The organism is Halomonas sp. DN3, from assembly GCF_024137905.1.
Taxonomy (GTDB): Bacteria; Pseudomonadota; Gammaproteobacteria; order Pseudomonadales; family Halomonadaceae; genus Halomonas; species Halomonas litopenaei.
This window is the reverse complement of record NZ_CP099965.1, coordinates 2,578,602-2,597,257: the sequence shown is the minus strand read 5'-3', so window position 1 is coordinate 2,597,257 and position 18,656 is coordinate 2,578,602. Positions and strand designations below refer to the sequence as shown.

13 protein-coding genes are annotated in these 18,656 nt (G+C 64.2%); 6 read left to right on the top strand and 7 right to left on the bottom strand.

From position 1 onward, the window contains the following. Window positions 1-85 precede the first annotated feature (85 nt). Window positions 86-3,499 (top strand): NAD-binding protein, encoded by a 3,414-nt coding sequence (locus tag NKF27_RS11120; RefSeq protein ID WP_253551630.1) that lies wholly within the window; start codon window positions 86-88, stop codon window positions 3,497-3,499. 73 nt (window positions 3,500-3,572) lie between these two features. Here NKF27_RS11120 and NKF27_RS11115 read toward each other — a convergent pair whose 3' ends face one another. After that, on the bottom strand, window positions 3,573-5,432 hold the full coding sequence (locus NKF27_RS11115; RefSeq protein WP_253551628.1) for a DUF4231 domain-containing protein: 1,860 nt from the start codon (window positions 5,430-5,432) through the stop codon (window positions 3,573-3,575). Between the two features lie 461 nt (window positions 5,433-5,893). Here NKF27_RS11115 and NKF27_RS11110 point away from each other — a divergent pair, with 461 nt between their 5' ends. From NKF27_RS11110 to nanR, 5 genes are all read left to right on the top strand, one after another. Next, window positions 5,894-6,892 carry a sialic acid TRAP transporter substrate-binding protein SiaP gene (locus tag NKF27_RS11110; RefSeq protein ID WP_045995038.1) on the top strand — a complete coding sequence of 333 codons (999 nt, stop codon included), beginning with the start codon at window positions 5,894-5,896 and terminating at the stop codon, window positions 6,890-6,892. A gap of 46 nt (window positions 6,893-6,938) precedes the next feature. Then, a complete protein-coding gene (locus NKF27_RS11105; protein WP_253551626.1) occupies window positions 6,939-7,505 on the top strand; it encodes a TRAP transporter small permease in 567 nt (188 codons plus the stop codon). A 24-nt stretch (window positions 7,506-7,529) separates the two neighbouring features. Next, window positions 7,530-8,909 carry a TRAP transporter large permease gene (locus NKF27_RS11100; protein ID WP_108450206.1) on the top strand — a complete coding sequence of 460 codons (1,380 nt, stop codon included), beginning with the start codon at window positions 7,530-7,532 and terminating at the stop codon, window positions 8,907-8,909. A 105-nt stretch (window positions 8,910-9,014) separates the two neighbouring features. Continuing rightward, window positions 9,015-10,091: an Ldh family oxidoreductase gene (locus tag NKF27_RS11095; protein ID WP_253551624.1), complete on the top strand. Its 1,077-nt coding sequence runs from the start codon at window positions 9,015-9,017 to the stop codon at window positions 10,089-10,091. A 143-nt stretch (window positions 10,092-10,234) separates the two neighbouring features. Then, window positions 10,235-10,966 (top strand): transcriptional regulator NanR, encoded by a 732-nt coding sequence (gene nanR / locus NKF27_RS11090; protein ID WP_108133181.1) that lies wholly within the window; start codon window positions 10,235-10,237, stop codon window positions 10,964-10,966. A 162-nt stretch (window positions 10,967-11,128) separates the two neighbouring features. Here nanR and NKF27_RS11085 read toward each other — a convergent pair whose 3' ends face one another. The 6 genes from NKF27_RS11085 to NKF27_RS11060 all read right to left on the bottom strand — a co-directional run bounded on the left by NKF27_RS11085 (window position 11,129) and on the right by NKF27_RS11060 (window position 18,300). Beyond that, entirely contained in the window at window positions 11,129-12,277 is a 1,149-nt protein-coding gene (locus tag NKF27_RS11085) for a mannitol dehydrogenase (protein WP_253551622.1), read from the bottom strand. Window positions 12,278-12,350: 73 nt separating this feature from the next. Continuing rightward, the gene (locus NKF27_RS11080) at window positions 12,351-14,051 is read right to left on the bottom strand and encodes a UxaA family hydrolase (protein ID WP_253551620.1); all 1,701 of its coding nucleotides are present in this window, start codon (window positions 14,049-14,051) and stop codon (window positions 12,351-12,353) included. Window positions 14,052-14,195: 144 nt separating this feature from the next. After that, window positions 14,196-15,251, bottom strand: a complete 1,056-nt coding sequence (locus NKF27_RS11075) for a zinc-binding alcohol dehydrogenase family protein (RefSeq protein WP_253551618.1) — start codon at window positions 15,249-15,251, stop codon at window positions 14,196-14,198. Further along, window positions 15,248-16,099: a fumarylacetoacetate hydrolase family protein gene (locus tag NKF27_RS11070; RefSeq protein WP_253551616.1), complete on the bottom strand. Its 852-nt coding sequence runs from the start codon at window positions 16,097-16,099 to the stop codon at window positions 15,248-15,250. Before NKF27_RS11070 ends, NKF27_RS11075 begins: the two co-directional genes overlap by 4 nt. Window positions 16,100-16,192: 93 nt before the next feature. Beyond that, window positions 16,193-16,942, bottom strand: coding sequence for an SDR family oxidoreductase (locus NKF27_RS11065; protein ID WP_253551614.1), 750 nt, complete (start codon window positions 16,940-16,942; stop codon window positions 16,193-16,195). Between the two features lie 746 nt (window positions 16,943-17,688). Continuing rightward, window positions 17,689-18,300 (bottom strand): cytochrome P460 family protein, encoded by a 612-nt coding sequence (locus NKF27_RS11060; protein ID WP_253551612.1) that lies wholly within the window; start codon window positions 18,298-18,300, stop codon window positions 17,689-17,691. Window positions 18,301-18,656: the final 356 nt, after the last annotated feature.

Genomic DNA, 18,656 nt, shown 5'->3' with positions numbered 1-18,656 from the left:
GTGATCATGAATTCCGTGCCAAGGCGGAGTAAGTCAGCCGCTATCTTCTTATGTATAGGAGAGGTGAGGCGGGAGGCCATCGACGATGGCGTGTGACCCTGAATCGAAACAGTGCCTGAGCGAGCGCGAGCCCGCCGGCTTCGGTGGCGGGGAGAACCTGTATCAGGTGCTGGAGACCTGGGGCACGGTGAGCGCTCTGTTGTTGGTGCTGCTGTTGTTGGTGCTGGTGCTGCAATATCGCAGGCGCTGGCTTGGTCGTCTTCCGCAGTTTGCTGCGGCAATGGTGCTGATACTCGGCAGTTATCTCGCGACTCACGTGGATGACGGCCCGGGGTTGACCAACGTCTATCGCACCTTGCAGCTGTTCGCCGGCCAAGCGGATTGGACGAGCACTCTGTTGGCGCGTGCTCACGGTGAGGGTCCGCCAGACTGTCTAATACATGGGGTTCGACTGCTCGGCCTGTTGGCCACGCTGTCGCTGGTGTTGGCGCTGTTTCGCAATTGCCACGGGGTCCTGTTGGAGGCTACCGCCAGAATCGTCCATGGCAAGGGGCGCGTCGTGGTCTGTGGTCTGGGTGAGCTAGGAATGCAGTTTGTCGAATCCTACCACCGCCAGGGACAGGGATTGCCCTTATTGCAGCGCTTGCGACACCGCAGCGGGCTGGTGGTGATCGAGCAGGATGCCTCGAATCCCGGTATCGACTGGTGCCTCGATCGCGGCTATCTGGTGTTGGTGCGCGACGTCTTTGATAGCAGGATTCACCAGCGCGCCTGCATGGGGCGTGCTCGAACCATTCTGCTGACCCTTCCCGATGATACCCGCAATATCGAGCTGGCCATTGCCATTCGCAATGGGTGCTTCACACAACGGCCATCGTCGAACGACCTCAACGACAGCCGCACCATACTGATGGTGCACGTGGACGATATTGCCCTGGCGCGTCGGGCTGAGGACGCCAGTCGGCTGTCGCTGCAACAGAGCGTCAGCCTGCGTTTCTTCAATCTGTTCGAATCCAGCGCGCGTCAGGTGTTGGCGAAGCACGGACCGGACATCTACGCTCGGGTGGCCGACGCCGATCGAATCCACATCGCCCTGTACGGCGACAATCCCATGGCCGAGGCGTTGATCATTCACCTCTTGCAGCTGTCTGCCGCGATGCAGCATGGCGGTGCCTCGCTGTGCATCAGCCGTTTTACGCGAGAACCAGGAGACGCCTGGCCGGATTCACTGGCCGAACTGCCGGCGCGCGAGGAGCTTGCCTCCTGGGTGGAGTTTCGACGCTACCCTCTGGAGGATGCGTGTCGGGTACCGAGGGCAGGCCTCACCGAATGCGCGCGTTTCGCCGGGACTCCTCCGACACAGCACTTTGTGTGCATCGATGATGACAGCCTGTCGGCACGGCTTGCCCTGGCACTAAGGGGCGAATTGCTATCCCGTGAGCCGTTTTGCGTCAACGCAGAGATCCGCCCATGGAACGCCCCCGTCTTTGTCAGGCTCAAGAGGCGTCAAGGACTCGCCAGGTTGTTCGATGTCATGACTCGGTGTCAGGCAGGGACTCGTCAGGGCGACGCCAGGCGCTACGAGATACCCGATGGCCTGACGCCCTTTGGCATGCTCGACGAGGTCATGAAGTGGGAAGCGCTGGTCAATGAGCGCCGCGACAATCTGGCTCGAACCTTCCATGAGCAGAGTTACAGCCCGATGGCAGCAGCGCCAGGCAATGTCTGGAAAAAGCAGACCAAGGTGGGGTGGGAGGAGCTTAAGATATTCTTCAAACGCTCCAATCGAGCCCAGGCCGACCACGTACCGGTCAAGCTGCGGGCACTCGACTGCGTCGCCTCAGAGCCTTCGGTGGTACTGACACCTGACGACGATGGTGACAGGCCACAAGGGCGGAGCGAGGCAAAGAGCATGATCGAGAGGGCCGCAAAGGATGCCCGGATCAGCTCGGAGCCGGTCTGGGGCCTGGCGTTTGAGCCTGAGCATCATCGCCTGCTGGTGGCTTTCGGCGGCGAGTACGAGGCCTTGCCGAGCAATGTCATGCAGTGGGATCTGCCCCACGGGCAAAAGCACCAGGCAAACTCCTCGCTCAAACCGTGCGAGGACTGGAAGTCTGACGGTGAGCAACGAGTCGAGGCAGGGACAGATCTTCGTCTCGATCGACTTGCGGAATCCTGGGTATCAGCCTGCTTTGGCCTTGGCGTGGTGGACAAGGGTGGCCGGCTATCGTCGCCACGCGAGGGAGAGCTGCAGGTGGAGACTCCCGATGGTGGACAACAGTGCATCGTGCTGGAGCAGGGGGCGCGGCTGACGGCGCTGGCGCTGCTGGTGGAAGAAGGTGGCGATTGGTGGGTAGCCATTGGTCGAGCGAGCGGTGCTGTAGAAATCGAGCGTGGGCCATCGCGACCCGCCCACCTGATACTGGGCAGCCCCTGGCAGCGCTTGCTGCTTTCGAGGCGCCCACAGCCGGCGGAACACCAGAATGCGACGGTGACGGCCTTGACGCCCTGGGAGCGACTGTCGCGAGTCGAGCATGATCGCTGGAACCTCTTTCACTATCTGAATGGCTGGCGAGGCGGGAGCCCGCGCGTCGATCCGGCCCGTATCCACGACAACCTGGGGTCCTGGGACGACTTGGCGGACCAGACCCGGGGCTACGACCGCAAGGGCATCATTCAACTGCCGATGCTGCTGGCCGAAGCCACACGTCATCAGCAGACGGTATGCCGCTGTATCCGAATCGGTGTGACGGGAAGTTTTCGCCACCCCCGGGATCGTGTGACCCAGGACAGTGACGTCAGACGTCTATGTCGGGAGCGACTGGGCGAGGCATCCCTCGATCGGGAAGAACGCTGTCAACGACGCAAGCAATCGACGAAGACGTCAGTGGTCGATCTCAAGCCATTGTTGGATCGAGCCGCCTCGATTGCCGATGGTATGCCGATCCGTTACGAGATCCATAGTGCCCTCACCGAAGGACCAGAGCGTGAGTTGACCGGCTATCTGATCGACGCTTTGGACGCTGATCTGGCACTGGTGCTGCCGCTGCCCTTCGAAATTCTTTACCGGGATTTCGCTGAGGATGACAGGCATCGGCTGGATTCGGTGGAAGAATATTGCGCCATGGCGGCCAGGGCAACGTGTTCTCTGGAAATGCCAATGCGCTTTGGCAATCTTGAACGGTTGGGTCATCGCCGTGATATGGAGGAGCAAAGGTGCCCGTTGTACCAGCAGTACCAGTTGGCGGATGCCTGGTTACTTCAGTATTGCGACCTGGTGCTGGCCGTAGATAGCTGTCGGATGACCCGGCTGGAATCTCTCATTACCGATCCACCAGGAAAGACACAATGGGACAGACTACGACCGATCCTGCCTGGTGATGTCTTGCATACAAGAAACCTCCTTGGGCTGAGACCTCTTGAAGATGGAACGTACAGGCTGGTGGCACATAAATCTCAGACCATGTCGAACCGCCAAGAAGATCGGGCCTCTCGATAGGGAGTGGCGGAGTGACTCAAAAGGGGGGGACGCCACTGAAATGCCTGAAGGCCCGTTATAAAGGAAGCGGAGGCTAGAATCCGGGCACCAGTTCCCGCTCGCTGTAGATCATGCTCCAGACCTTGAGGTCGTCGGCCATGGTCAGCTGCAGCTGACCGAGCAGACGACGGACCACGGGGCGCTCCGGTGTGTTCAGGCGAGAGGTCAGCTTGCTGCCCAGGCGCTTCAGGCGTTGACTCATGCGCCGGGACTGCTGAGCGGCGGCGCGTAGATCACCGGTGGCGCGGATGCCGAAGATGGCCGCGCCCAGCACCGGCAGAAATCCGCCGAGCAGGGTGGCTACGGGCTTGTAGAGCTCCGCCGGAAGTGCCGGACCGTTGAGGTAGACCAGATAGCACACCAGATACAGGACGCCGCTGGCCAGCGTCAGCCAGAGCGCCCCCTTCGCCAGGTACTCGAGGCGATCGTCCTGAGTCTCCAGGCGCTCGGCGGTTTTTCGGTGATAGCCGATCTGGCCGTCGATCTCTTCGTGCAGGGCCACGTCCAGGGCCCGCCTGAGGCTATCACCGGAGACGACGGCGTCGGGTGGGCCGATTTCCCGCAGCGAGCAGCGCACGTACCAGGGAATCCAGTCGAAGCGACCGTTGTCCACCGGCGGCTCGGCGGCGCCGACGGGTGAGGTACCGATCAGCAGCGATAGTCGTGCCGGTCGGATCGCCTCGGCCAGGCTGCGGTAGGCCAGCCATCGGCTCTGCCACTGCCCACGACGCCCGAGCCAGGTGATGAACAGGATGCTGGCGATGATCGCAAGCTCCATGCTGACCAGCAGCGCCTTGACGCCCTTGCTGTCCCACGCCAGCACCGCCAGCAGACCCACCAGCACGGCGAGCGCTGCCAGCAGGAAGTTGGTGGTGTAGGCGCTGCGAAAGAGGTGAGCGTAGTCGATGGCGCGATTGTCTGCGGCGATCCAGCGTTGTCGCAGGCGCTGGTCCAGGGTCGCCTCGTAGCTATCACCGCCAAGATGGTGTGCGGCTCTGAGTGTTTCCTTCCAGGCTCCGCTGCGTTCACATTCAAGCCCCAGGTCGACCGATGCGGCGAAGGGTACGTCGCGCACCAGCAAGGCACGCAGCCACTCATGAACACAGTAACGGGTGCGCGGCCGTGGGGTCTGGCGGGCAAAGTCGCCAAGGCCCTTGAGCGGGCAGCTGGCGTCGTCGGGGCCGCGGCCCAGTAACAGCAGCTGCTCGAGTCGGTCGTTCAGTAGCTGGCTGATGGCACCTGGCGTCAGGGCTTTCCAGTCGCCGTCGTCCAGGGGCTCGACGACGTGCTCTCGGGGGACCCACAGGTGCAACTGGCCCTGCAGGTCGAGCCACAGTGTGATCAGGCCACGCAGGCGTGCCTCGTCGATGATCTCGGCGGTACCTCCACGTCCTCGTGAGGGCTTGCCGTCCCATACCGCCAGCAATACGTCGGAATGCGCCAGCACCAGATGGCCGGCCGCCTCGTAGCCGGCTTCCCGTTGATCGCCGGGCTCGCCGAGGTCGAGTTCGGTACAGCTGGTCACCGCCGGATGCTCGAACCAGCGCCAGTAGTCGGCGAGGGCGTCGCCGTCGAAGTCGTCGGCGTATTGCCGACGTCGAAAGGGCAGGATCAGGTTGATCTCGTAGCCACGTGAGGCCGCCGCCTCGGCGACCAGCCGGTCGGCGCCCTCGGCGATGGCGCTGGCCAGTCGCATGCAGGCAGGCTCATCGGCATAGAGGCCGGGTTCGGCCTGTTCTCCCAGTCGGCGCGTATCGGCGGCGAGGCGGTCGAGTATGTCCTGGGCCGCCTTGCCCAGCGCGTCGTGGTCGGCCTCCACCAGGTCCTTGGGACGGTGCCCGGTCACGCCCACGCGCAGGGTGAGTCGAGGGGCAAGATAGGCATTGTCGGTCACGGCGTGTCTCCGGGCTCGTCGAAGGGATCCTCTGGGGATTGCGTCGTGGCTTACTGGAGCATAGGTGAGGTCGCCTCGTTTCGCCGGCCAGCGAGTCTGACGGCAGGCTGCTAGTGTCGAGGGCTAGGTATTATTTGCCGTTCGACGCCAGCGGGACCGGGTTCAGGTCAGTGATGTCATGGGAATGTTCGATAAGCTCTTGGATCTGAGGGTAGGCGTCCATGATCGTTCGAAGACGCCTGCAAAGCCCCCGCTGCACTGGCACCTCGTCATGTCCGACGTTGGTGGAGCATCGACCAAAGTCTCGTCGTCACTTCCTTGCATGGGCCAGTGGGGACAACTAGATTCAGTCTCGGTGGTATGACACGTATACAGTCGCCCAGGCGTGGAGCCTGTCGATTCGATTGCGTGCATCCACCTTGCACACTCCACACGCCACAAGAGCCCGGGAGAACAACAAGATGCGCCCCAATCACTGCCAGCCGCCCGCTCGCTTCATTCGTCGTAGCCTGATCGCCGCCATGGTCGGCGTCAGCCTGTCGGCGGCCGCCCAGGCGGAAACGCTGACCTTCGCCCACGTCTACGAGACCTCGGAGCCCTACCACGAGTGGGCCGTCTGGGCCGGCGAAGAGATCGAGAAACGCACCGATGGCCGCTACTCGGTGGAGGTGCACCCAGCCTCTTCACTGGGCAAGGAAGCCGACATCAACGAGGGGCTGAGCCTCGGCACCGTCGACCTCATCTTTACCGGCAATCAGTTCGCCGGCCGTTCCTACGGTCCAATCGGCATCGCCGGTGCGCCCTACATGTTCCGTGACTTCGATCACTGGCAGGCCTACGTCGACAGCGACCTGTTCGCCGAGATCGCCCAGGGCTATGAGGACGCTACCGGCAACGTGCCGCTGGCGATGAACTACTACGGCAAGCGCCACACCACGTCCAACGAGCCGATCAATACGCCGGAGGACATGCAGGACCTGAAGATCCGCGTCCCCAACGCGCCGATGTACATGATGTTCCCCGAGCAGGTCGACGCCAATCCCACCCCGATCGCCTTCGCCGAGGTATATCTGGCCCTGCAGCAGGGTGTCGTCGACGCCCAGGAAAACCCGCTGCCCACGATCAAGGCCAAGGCCTTCTACGAGGTGCAGGACGTCATCAACCTGACCGGTCATATCACCGACTCCCTGATCACGATTGCCGGCGGTCCGCTGTGGAATCGCCTGTCCGAAGAGGATCGGCAGATCTTCCGCGACGTCTATGAAGAGGCCGGCGAGAAGATCACCGCCGACATCGTGCAGCAGGAGCAGGACCTGGTGGCCTGGTTCGAGGAGCAGGGCGTCACCGTCAACGAGGTCGACACCGCACCGTTCCGCGAGGCGGTGATGCCGGCTCACAACGGTGACGCGGCGACCTGGGACCAGGAAACCTACGATCGCCTCCAGGCTATCGGCCAGTAAACGACGGAGGGGAGGGCGCCGTGCGCCCTCCCTCGGGAGATCCTTCATGACCCGACCTGACGTGAGTGACCCTGGCGTCGAACACGAGACCACCAGCGCCTTCGAGGTGCCCGATGACGACGACCGGATCCGGCCGGGTGACTACGGCATCGAGGACTATCTGACGCTGGTGGTCTTCTGGCTTCTGGCGTTGGACGTCTTTGTTCAGTTCTTCAGTCGCTACGTGCTCGGCAACTCCATCGCCTGGACCGAGGAGATCGCCCGCTACCTGCTGGTGGCGGTGGGCTTTCTCGGCAGCGCCATGGCCGCCCGCAAGGGCTCGCATATCGCCGTGGAATTCTTCTATCGCTACCTGTCGGAGCCCACCGCCCGGGTCATGTGGACCCTGGTGGATCTGGTGCGAATCGCCTTTCTCGGCATGCTGGCCTGGATCACCTGGCAGCTGGCCCAGCGCACCAACTCGATGATGGTGTCGGTGGACCTGCCCAAGAGTCTGCTCTATTACGTGGTGCTCTTCGGGGTGGTGCTGATGCTGGTGCGCTCGATCCAGCTGGCGGTGCGTCACTGGCGCACCGGCGAGAGTGAATTGATGTGTCGCGATGAAGACGACTGAGCGCCTCGAACAAGGAACAACCCCATGACTGAAGCAATGATCAGTGCCCGGCGCGGATCGCCAGTGCCCCCGGTGGTGGCGGCACTGGCGGTCGTCGGCTGCATCGCGCTGGCGTTTTTCGAGAACTACCTTTCGTTTCTGTTTGCCGCCCTGTTCACCCTGCTGGTCTGCGGGGTGCCCATCGCCATCAGCCTGGCCGGCTCCTGCCTGATGTACGTTCTGCTGACAGGACGCGTGCCCGACGTGGTCGTAGTGCACCGCATGGTCAACGGCATCGATAGCTTCCCGCTACTGGCGATCCCTTTCTTTATCCTCGCCGGCAACCTGATGAACAACGGCGGCATCACCACCCGCATCTTTGACTTCGCCAAGGCGCTGATGGGCTGGATGCGTGGGGGCCTGGGCCACGTCAACGTCGGTGCCAGCATTGTCTTCTCGGGGATGTCCGGTGCCGCCGTGGCCGATGCCGGTGGCCTCGGCACCATCGAGATCAAGGCCATGCGCGACGCCGGCTACGATCAGGAGTTCGCCGTAGGCATCACCGCAGCGTCTTCGACCATCGGCCCGATCATTCCGCCGAGCCTGCCCATGGTCATCTACGGGGTGATGGCGTCGGTCTCGGTGGGGCAGTTGTTCGCCGCCGGCCTGGTGCCGGGCCTGCTGATGGGTCTGACACTGATGGTGATGATCACCTGGCTGTCACGGCGTCGCGGCTACCAGCGCGATGCACGGTTCTCGGTCTCGGTGCTGGGCAAGACGTTCTCGCGGGCCTTCCTGTCGCTGCTGACCCCGGTGATCATCGTCGGCGGCATCGTCACCGGTGCCTTTACCCCGACCGAGGCGGCGATCGCGGCGGTGGTCTATGCGCTGATTCTGGGGGGACTGGTCTACCGTACCCTGACCTGGCGGCGACTGTTGAAGGTCAGCATGGAAACCATCGAGACCACCGCGGTGATCCTGTTCATCGTTGCCGGCGCCTCGATCTTTGCCTGGATCCTGACCAGCAACCAGGTCACCCAGCACGTCATGGGGCTGCTGGGACCCTTCCAGGACAATCCCATCGCCGTGCTGCTGATCATCAACCTGGTGCTGATCGTGGTGGGCTGCTTCATGGAGACCATCGCCGCCATCACCATCCTGGTGCCGGTGCTGCTGCCGGTAGCGGTGGCGTCCGGGGTGGATCCGGTGCACTTTGGTGTGATCATGGTGCTCAACCTGATGATCGGCCTGTTGACCCCGCCGGTAGGCATGGTGCTCTACGTGCTGTCGCGGGTGTCGCATATCTCCTTCGAGAAGTGCATGCGCGGCACCCTGCCTTTCCTGATCCCTCTGGTGGTGGCGCTGTTGCTGGTGACCTTCATTCCGGCGATTTCGCTGTGGTTGCCGACGCTGGTCTACCGCTGAGTCCCGGGTCGCCGCTGCGGCGGTGACGCGGTATGGCCGAGTCAAGGCGGCGCCGAGCGATCGGTGCGCGCCTTGCGGCCCTTATCCCCCTCACAAGGAATCCCCATGAGTGTCAGTCAATACGAGGCCTGTCGGGTCGATTACAAGGATCTGCATCGCTTTATCGAACAGGCGCTGACGGCCGCCGGCGCCGATCAGGCCTCCCGGGAAGCGGTGGCCAAGGCGTTGGTCACGGCGTCGCTGATGGGCACCGACAGCCACGGCCTGAGGCTATTGCCGCACTATCTCAACGCCCTGCAAGGCGGGCGGATCAAGGGCAGCCCGACGCCGAGCATCAAGCAGCGTCTGGCCGGCACTGCGGTACTGGACGCCGATGATGGCTTCGGCCATCTGGCCGGGTATCGGGCCATCGAGCATGCCGTCAGCATGGCCCGGGAGGTCGGCATCGGTGCGGTGGCGGTCGGCAACTCGTCGCACTTCGGTGCCGCTGGCTGCTACGCCCTCGCCGCGGCAGAGCAGGGCATGCTCGGCATGGCCTTTTGCAATTCCGATCCGTTCGTCCTGCTCCACGGTAGTCAGCGGGCCTTCCACGGCACCAATCCGATCGCCTTCGCTGCACCGGTGGCCGGCGAGGATCCGTATCTGCTGGACATGGCCACCAGCTCGGTGCCCATGAATCGGGTGCAGCAGTATGCGGCCATCGGACGGCCCTTGCCGGCGGATATCGCCGCGACCAGCGACGGCAGCACAACCACCGACGCCCGCCAGGTCAGCGCCTTGTTGCCGGTAGGTGGCGCCGGCTTTGGCTTCAAGGGGGCCGGGCTTGGCGGCATGGTCGAGGTGCTGAGTTCGACCCTGGCCAACATGGTCCACGGTTTTCGCCTGCTGCCGATGGGCGGGCCGGACATGTCGACTCCCCGCGGCGTCGGCCACTTCTTTCTGGTGATGGACCCGGGCGCCTTCGAGGAGCGCAGCGCCTTCGAGCGTCGCCTGGCCGAGTACCTCAAGGATCTGCGCGAGATGACGCCGGTAGAGGGTCAGCGGGTGCTGGCGCCGGGGGATCGCGAGTGGCAGACCCGCGACGAGCGCAAGCAGACCGGCATTCCCCTGGACCATGCCCAGCGCGATCAGTATCGCCAGATTGCCGAGCGCTTTGCGCTGGCAGCGCTGACCGAGCACTGACCGAGCGCCGTCGAGGTTTGGCCTGGCCCGGGGGGTGAGTGTGCCGCAGTGACGCCTTGCTGCCCAGGGGGTGCGCCTTGCAGTACCATGTGCGCCGTGTCCCGGAGACGCTCCGGGTGATGGATCGAGGGAGACCCGCGTCGATGAGCAAATATCGGGTGGAGCGCAAGACGCTGTCCGAGCAGGTGGCCGAACAACTGGAGGCTGAAATCCTCGAAGGGCGGCTGGGCGAGAACGACCAGTTGCCGTCCGAACGTGAATTGATGGAGCAGTTCGGGGTCGGGCGCCCGGCCGTGCGGGAGGCGCTGTTCTACCTGCAGCAGCTAGGCCTGATCGCAATCAACAGCGGCACCCGGGCACGGGTTATCCGGCCTACCGCCGAGGCCGTGATGGCGAGGCTGTCCGGGGTCACCCGGCAGTTGTTGGCCAAACCCGAAGGGCAGCAGTACTTTCAGGAGGCTCGGGCGCTTTTCGAGGTCGCGCTGGCCCGTCAGGCGGCGCAGCACGCAAGCGATGAGGAGATCCAGGCGTTGCGCGACGCTCTGGCGCATCAGCGTTCGGTGATCGGCGATGATGCCGCCGTCAAGCGGGCCGATAACGACTTTCATGGCGTCCTGGCGAGTATCGGGCACAACCCCATCTACGACGCCATCCATCAGGCACTATCCGAGTGGCTCGATGACCGTCGCGCCCTGGCGCTGCAGCAGCCCGGGGAGGACCTGGCTGCCCTGGAAGCCCACACCGAGATCGTCGAGGCCATTGCCGCCCGGGACCCGGAAGCCGCCGAGGCCGCCATGCGACGGCACCTCGATCGTCACTACGGCACCTATATGCAGCTCAAGCAACGCCTCAAGAGTCGCCAGGACGACGCCTGAGCCTGAGGGAGCGGAAGCACCCGTGCTGCACCGGGCAGCGAGAACGGCCTTGGGCCAAGGGCGTGAGCCGAAGCCATACGCCGCCGCCGGATGACATCCGGCGGCGGCGTGTTATTGAAGGGTACCTTGTTTGAGTGAGCCGCCAGCCTGGACAGGACGTGGTCAGTTCGAGGACAGGGACGATGTCGACGCGGAAGCCGTCGATGGGAAAGCGCTGGCCAGGCGTGGTACGTCCCGACCCTGGCGGGCGGCCATCTGTACCACCGGCGCCAGCCTTCGCTCCAGCTTCTGGGGATGATTCTGGGCGATATCGGCCAGTCGGTGGTCCAGCCATGGATTGCGGAAACGATCCAGAATGCTGTCGACGTAGTCCTCGAGTTCCATGCCCGGAAGTTCCTGATCGAGCACCGGTACCACCTCCTGGCGCAGCATCTTCTCCAGTTCGTCTCCCAGGCGGGGGTCGTCTATCGCCTGGCGAACCAGTGTCACTTCCTCGCCGAGACCGAGATCCATGACGCGAGCGACCAGCCAGGTATGAGCCAGGTTCAAGAGGTGCAGCTTGCGACGCTCGAAGGGACGGATATCGTCGACCAGATGTACGTCCGGGTGGGAGAACGGCATCACCAGCCCGGGCGTTTGCTGAATCGCCCAGAGGCCATAGGGCTCGGCGACGGCGCCCACCGGATCCAGCTCGGCGGAGACGATGCGGTCCACCAGGGTCACCGCCCACACGCAGTCCCGCTCGAGCCATGCGATGAAGCCATCGTCGTCGTAGTGGGCCTGTGCCAATTCCAGGATGACGTCCTTGAGCTTGAGGGCGTTGTCGGTCAGAAGCTCGCATGGCAGCAGGGTGACGCCGGGACGGCCGGCGTCGAAGCGTATCTTCAGCAGGTGCGTCAGCTTGGCGGGGAAGCTCTCGGGGCAGTCCCGCCGTGGGCCATCGCCCGCCGGGACCTGATAGCCCGCCTCGGAGGTGTTGGAGACCACGTGAGTTACCTCATCGCGAAAACGCCGCTCCACTTCTGCCCAGGCTTCGCTGGCAACCAGCGCGGTGGTGATGCTGTCGACCTGATGGGTGGTATCGATCAGTTCGCCATCCCGTCGGCCGCGCATCTTGACCGGGTAGACCGGGTCCCTGGCCAGGGCGTGGGCCTTGGTTCGCCCGGCCGCACGGTCTGAGCTCTGTACCGCAATGATACGGATATCACTGCCGTGTTCGTCCCGGGCCTGGCTGGCGAACAGGTCGACGTGGGCCAGCAGAAAACGGCCGATGCCGAACTGCATCAGGGTGACGGTGGTTGCGTTTTGCATGTTGCCAGTCTCTCTCAAGGGAAGCTCACAGGCTCTCTCACGGGGACGCTCACAGGCTCTTTCACAGGAACGCTCACAAGGACACCCCGCGCTTCCAGGGAATGAAGTCGTGCTGGGCCAGCCCCACGGCGCGGGTGGTGTAGCGCCCAGACGCGGTCTCGATGCACAGCGCCAGCAGGTCATCGGCGAGCTCGTCGATGGAGGCCTCGCCCCGGATCACCGCTCCGCTATCGAAGTCGATGATGTCCGCCATGCGGCGGGCCAGGTCCGAGTTGCTGGCGACCTTGAGGGTCGGTGCAACGGGGTTACCCGTGGGCGTGCCGAGCCCGGTGGTGAAGATCACCAGGTTGGCGCCGGAGCCGACCAGGGCAGTGGTGGACTCGACATCGTTGCCGGGACTGCACAGCAGCGCCAGGCCGGGCCGCGTGGCGGTCTCGGTGTAGTCGAGGACCTCGACCACCGGGCTGTCGCCGCCTTTCTTGGCGGCCCCGGCGGACTTCATGGCATCGGTGATCAGACCATCGCGGATATTGCCCGGCGAGGGGTTCATCGAGAAACTCGCACCGACGGCGTCGGCGTGGCGCTGGTAGGCCTGCATCAGCGACGAGAAACGTTCGGCGGTGGCGTCGTCGACGCAGCGCGACAGCAGTTCGTGCTCGACCCCGCAGAGCTCGGGAAATTCGCTGAGGATGCCGCTGCCGCCGAGGGCGACCAGGCGATCGATGACACCGCCCACCACCGGGTTGGCCGACAGACCCGAGAAGCCGTCGGACCCGCCGCACTCCACCCCGATACGCAGGGCCGATAGCGGCGCCGGCTGACGGGTCACCTGGTTGGCCTCGCGCAGGCCATCGAAGATGGTGCCCAGGGCCTGTTCGATCAAGGCGTCTTCGCTGGTGCTGGCCTGTTGCTCGAGGTAGTGCACCGGGCGCAGGCCCTGCGGGTCCTTGCTTGCCACCGCCTGCTTGAGCATGGCGATCTGGGCCTTCTGGCAGCCAAGGCTCAGCACCGTGGCGCCGGCCACGTTGGGGTGGGTGATGTAGCCCGCCAGCAGGTTGCACAGCGCCTGGGCGTCGTCGTCGGTGCCGCCACAACCCAGGGTATGGGTCAGAAAACGCACGCCATCCACGTTGGGAAAGGGCGAGGAGGGAGGCTCGGTCACATGGCTCGGGCTATCGCCATGCAGCATCTGGCGTGCCATCTGCTTGTAGTCGCGGAAAGGGTCGTCACCCAGGGCGTCCGCCACACACTGGCGAAGCACCTCGATATTGCGGTTCTCGCAGAACACCAGCGGCACCACCAGCCACAGGTTGGCGGTGCCCACGCCACCGTCCGGACGATGGAAGCCGTCGAAGGTGTGATCTTCGAAGGCGGAAACGTCCGGTGCCTGCCAGTGCTCCCGGCGGGTGACCGGGGTATCCGAGTGGGTGAAGTGCTCCAGGTTGTCGGTGCGGATCACGCTGCCACGGGCGATCGCCCGGGTGGCCCGGCCGACGGTGACGCCGTACATGGTGACGGTGTCACCGACGGCCAGATCCTCGAGGGTGAACTTGTGCTTGTGGCGGACGGCTTCCACCAGCGTCAGGGTGTCGGCACCCTCGTCGATGCGGTGCCCCTGGGGCAGATCGCGCAGGGCGACACGCACATTGTCGGCAGGATGGACCCGCAGGCTTTCCTGGGCGGGCTGGTCGCTGGCGATGGTCGCGTTGGACGACGCTGCCTTGTTCGATGCAGCGGTGGTCGATGACGTGGTGGTCGATGACTGTGTGGACATGGGACGGTCCTCGGCAAAGGCGTTGACGTTGTTATCGTGACGGCCTGGTGATCGGGTGCAGCAGATGACGGTGGTTGCCGTACGCCGCCTGGTGAAAGAGTGTTCGGTGCCCGTCGAAGGGGGCTTGCCGGTCCTGGTGCCGACTTATCGATCGAGGTGAATCATCGCCTTGATCACGCCGGCCTCACCGCCGCACCACACCGGCATGGACTCCGGCAGGGCCTCGAGCTTGGCACGATGGGTGATCATCGGGCGCACCTGGATACGGCCTTCTTCCAGCAGTTCGGTGACGCAGTCGAAGTCTTCGCGGGTGGCGTTGCGGCTGGCGAGCAGGGTCAGTTCTCGGCCGTGAAAGCTCGGGTCGTCAAAGCGAATGTCTGACTTGACGATGCTGACCAGCACGTAGCGGCCGCCGTGTCCGGCCAGGCCGAAGCCGGCCTCCATGGCGCTCGGATTGCCGGTGGCGTCGAACACCACGTCGGCCAGGGCGCCGTCGTTGAGACTGGCCAGGCGCGCCTGCGGATCGTCCTCACCCACTACCAGGGTCTGCTCGAAGCCGAGCGCTTCGCGGCAGAAGGTCAGGCGTTCGGCGCTGGTATCGAGCAGCAGCACTCGTGCACCGCGGGCCCGGGCGACCTGGGCGACGCCGATGCCGATGGGTCCGGCGCCGACCACCGCCACCAGTTCATCCGCTTCCACCGCGGCCCGGCGCACCGCGTGGGCACCGATGGCCTGGCACTCGATCAGTGCCAGCTCGTCTGGTTCCAGTGCCGGGCAGGCCACCAGATGATCGACCGGAACCTTCAGCCACTCGGCCATGCCGCCGTCGCGATGGACGCCGATCACCTGCATCGCCTGACAGCAGTTGGTCTTGCCGCGCCGGCAGGCGCGACACTCGCCACAGTGCAGGTAGGGGATCACGTACACCGGCTGGTGCTCGAGGCGGGCACGGGTCGCCTCGTCCACGTCGTCGGCAAGGGCCTCCACCGTACCGGCCAGTTCGTGCCCCAGCACCCGGGGGTATTCGAAGTAGGGTTGGTTGCCGCCGAAGGCGTGGATATCGGTGCCGCAGACCCCGATGCGCGAAATGCGCACCAGGGCCTCGCCGCCGGCAAGCTCGGGGCGGGGGCGCTGTTCCAGGGCCATCTGCCCTGGTTCGACGCACACCGCCACGGTCATGGGCTGGTCGGACTGGCTCATGCGTTCGAATCCGCCACGACCTTCTGGGTCTGCACCCCGAGGCCCTCGATGCCCAGGCGCATGGTCTGACCCGGACGCAGGAACACCGGCGGATTCTGGCCCAGGCCGACACCAGGCGGCGTGCCGGTGGAGATGACGTCGCCTGGCTGCAGGCTCATGAAACGGCTCAGGTAGCTGATCAGGTAGGCCACCTGATAGACCATGGTGCGGGTATTGCCGTCCTGGTAGCGCTTGCCGTCGACCTCGAGCCACAGGTTAAGCGCCTGGGGATCTTCCACCTCGTCCGGGGTCACCAGCCAGGGGCCGAGGGGACCGAAGGTGTCGCAACCCTTGCCCTTGTCCCAGGTACCGCTTCGCTCGAGCTGGAATTCCCGCTCGGATACGTCGTTGATCACGCAGTAGCCCGCCACGTGGTCGAGGGCGTCGGCTTCGTCGATATAGCGACCGCCCTTGCCGATCACCACGCCGAGTTCGACCTCCCAGTCGGTCTTGGAGGAATCGCGGGGAATGATGACGTCGTCGTCAGGGCCGCAGATGGCGCTGGTCCACTTGTTGAAGATCACCGGTTCCGGTGGCACCTCGGCGCCACTCTCGGCGGCGTGGTCGGCGTAGTTGAGGCCGATGCAGATGAACTTGCCGACCTGACCGACGCAGGGGCCGATACGGGTGTCGGCGGGAACCTCGGGCAGGCTTTCCAGATCGAGGCCGGCGATGCGCGCCAGGCTGTCACGTCCGAGGGTCTCTCCGGCAACGTCGTCGATGACGCCGGACAGGTCACGGACACGTCCGTTGGCGTCGAGAATACCGGGAGCTTCCTGGCCGGGGGCGCCGAATCGCAGCAGTTTCATGGGGTGTCCTTTGTCGTTGATTGGATGGATGTTTTTGCTGAGTTGATGGTGTTATATCGCGCCGATGTCATCGCTTTGCGTCGATCAGTGTCGTCACGCCAGCCAGCCGCCATCGATGATCTGGCTGGTGCCTGTGGTATACGCCGATTCATCCGAGGCCAGATAGACGGCCAGTGCGGCGATCTCCTCGGGCCTGCCCAGGCGTCCCATTGGCTGGCGGTCGAGGAAGGCCTGGCGCACCTGGGCTTCGTCCTGTCCCTGAGCCTCGGCCTGGGTGCGAATACGCTGCGCCAGGGAGGGCGACTCCACGGTACCCGGGCAGATGGCGTTGCAGCGGATGCCCTGAGTCACGTAGTCCGCCGCCACCGAGCGCGTCAGACCGATGACGGCGGCCTTGCTGGTGCCGTAGGCAAAGCGTCCGGCAACACCTTTAAGGCTGCTGGCGACCGACGCCATGTTGATGATGCTGCCACCACCGGCCTCCAGCATACCGGGAAGAAAGGTCGAGATGGTGTGGTACATGGCGGTGACGTTGATCGCCATGGAGCGCTCGAAGTCCTCGATGGAGCACTCCAGCAGGCTGCCGCTATGCACGTAACCGGCACAGTTGAACAGGATGGTCGGTGTCGGAATCTTCGCCACCAGCTCGGCGATCGCCGCAGGGTCGGTCACATCCAGGGTGTGGCAGCGGACACCCCGGCGATCTGCCAGATCCTCGAGCTTGGCCGGATCGAGGTCGGTGGCGTGGACCTCCGCGCCCTCGTCGATAAAGCGCTCGACGGTGGCGCGACCGATGCCCTGGCCGGCGGCGGTGATCAAGGCGGTCTTTCCTGACAGACGCATGATGTCTCCTGTTGGCAGGGGCGACGAGGTTGTTGTCATGGCGGCGAAACATCAGGTGTCGTAGTGACGAAGGCCTGGTGCTCTCCCTCTAACGGAAGCTTGCTCGTGTCGCGGTTTTCGCTAGGTGGTATGACAGGCTGCTAGCATGACGTTATCCGTAGTATGGCGCAGGTTGGCTGGATTGCAATTGGCGCCAAGGGCCGACTTTGGTCGCAAAGGATCAAGAGAGCCGGGGTAGCGGAATATGGCTGATAGCAAAGAGCGGGGACGGAGATCGCTGGTCCGCGGGAAGAGGGCGCCGAGAACATAAAAAAAGGCGGCCGGGGAGGGCCGCCAGGAGGGCAGGGAACGCAAGAAGGATGGCGGATATCGCTGCCGAGAGACATCCTTCTCTCGGGGCAGCCCCTATGCCACTTCTGGACTCCGGGGCGAATCCAGTGGCTCGCCGGTAGACGTACCCTGCAAGGCCATAGGGTGACGCAGGGTCACCGCCATCGCTTCATGCTCGGTGGTGCCAGGTGCTTGTCTTGCCGGCCTTCGTGCTACTGGGTATCGGGTGTTTATATGTCTATACGGCCGGCTGCGGTGCGCATGTGAACGTACCGCACGTTTCTACATAGCACCTTTCATTGGCACCTTTCATTGGCACCTTTAGGCACCATATTCCAGATGGTCCCCGTTCCTGACTCTGACTCCCTGGCCGATGGTTCAGGCCCTGGACTGTCGGAACGGGGGCGGACAGGCGATCAGCCGTCGTTGCCAAGCTGGGACTGGGTGCCGCCACCGGCGTCGTCGCCGGCGCCCTTGCCGGCGGTCAGTACCGGGTAGTACTGGGTAAAGACGAAGTCATCGGCTGCCGCCGCCGCGTGGCAGGCGTTGCAGGCTGCGGTGGGGAAGGGCGCCGCAGTCTCCTTGAGGCTCGAGTGGTCCGGCGTCGAGAAGCTGTAGTAGGCCCAGTTGCCGGGCTCGTCCGGGAAGTGCTCGCTGCTCTTGATGGTTGCCTCGAGGCCGATGTACTCGCCCATGAAGTAGCCGTTGCCGCTGGCCGCCTGCTTGCTGCCGACGCTGATCAGCTCCTTGATCATGATGGCGCCATCGCGGAATTCACCGGTCTCCTTCCAGTGATCCCAGCTTTCCGGATCGATGTAGACGGCGTGGAACTCGGGGAACGGCGCCTTGCCGTTGTTCATGTCATTGGGCGTGAGCGGGGTACCGACGAACACCCATTCGCGGAAGCCGGTGGGTCGCGTGAGCTCCCCGTCGGTGATCTCGAAGTAGGTCTCGGCGACCGCGTCGAAGGCGATCAGGCTGGCGCCCATGGCGGTGGCGATGGCGGTGAGACGGGAAATCCTGAGCATGGTCTGTCCTCCTTGGTCACCGAGGCGCACCTGGACGCATCCATCCACGGGTGCTGCGCTGACGGCGACGAGTCACGGCAAGGGCGGCGCAGGCTTCTTGGGTGGCCTTTGGCTTGCTCCCTGTCCTTTATCCGGGCCTTGAGGCCCTTGTCTGATGATGGTCGATGTTCGTTGGTCCCCTCGCTCGCGCGAGTGCAGCGATGACGTTGCTGGCTTGTTACTGGCCTTGCGTTGTTCCTGACCTTGCGCTCGCTATGCAACACGCCTTGAGCAAGAACAACCGTCATATCTCGATTCACTGACTGACATCGGCGGGAGGGGTCTTGAAGGTATAAGTCAGAGCCATGTCACTCGCC

Bases quoted from the DNA above. Each gene is read 5' to 3' on its own strand.
- NKF27_RS11120 (WP_253551630.1), top strand. From the start codon at position 86: ATGGCGTGTGACCCTGAATCGAAACAGTGCCTGAGCGAGCGCGAGCCC.
- NKF27_RS11110 (WP_045995038.1), top strand. From the start codon at position 5,894: ATGCGCCCCAATCACTGCCAGCCGCCCGCTCGCTTCATTCGTCGTAGC.
- NKF27_RS11105 (WP_253551626.1), top strand. From the start codon at position 6,939: ATGACCCGACCTGACGTGAGTGACCCTGGCGTCGAACACGAGACCACC.
- NKF27_RS11100 (WP_108450206.1), top strand. From the start codon at position 7,530: ATGACTGAAGCAATGATCAGTGCCCGGCGCGGATCGCCAGTGCCCCCG.
- NKF27_RS11095 (WP_253551624.1), top strand. From the start codon at position 9,015: ATGAGTGTCAGTCAATACGAGGCCTGTCGGGTCGATTACAAGGATCTG.
- nanR (WP_108133181.1), top strand. From the start codon at position 10,235: ATGAGCAAATATCGGGTGGAGCGCAAGACGCTGTCCGAGCAGGTGGCC.
- NKF27_RS11085 (WP_253551622.1), bottom strand. From the start codon at position 12,277: ATGCAAAACGCAACCACCGTCACCCTGATGCAGTTCGGCATCGGCCGT.
- NKF27_RS11080 (WP_253551620.1), bottom strand. From the start codon at position 14,051: ATGTCCACACAGTCATCGACCACCACGTCATCGACCACCGCTGCATCG.
- NKF27_RS11075 (WP_253551618.1), bottom strand. From the start codon at position 15,251: ATGAGCCAGTCCGACCAGCCCATGACCGTGGCGGTGTGCGTCGAACCA.
- NKF27_RS11070 (WP_253551616.1), bottom strand. From the start codon at position 16,099: ATGAAACTGCTGCGATTCGGCGCCCCCGGCCAGGAAGCTCCCGGTATT.
- NKF27_RS11065 (WP_253551614.1), bottom strand. From the start codon at position 16,942: ATGCGTCTGTCAGGAAAGACCGCCTTGATCACCGCCGCCGGCCAGGGC.
- NKF27_RS11060 (WP_253551612.1), bottom strand. From the start codon at position 18,300: ATGCTCAGGATTTCCCGTCTCACCGCCATCGCCACCGCCATGGGCGCC.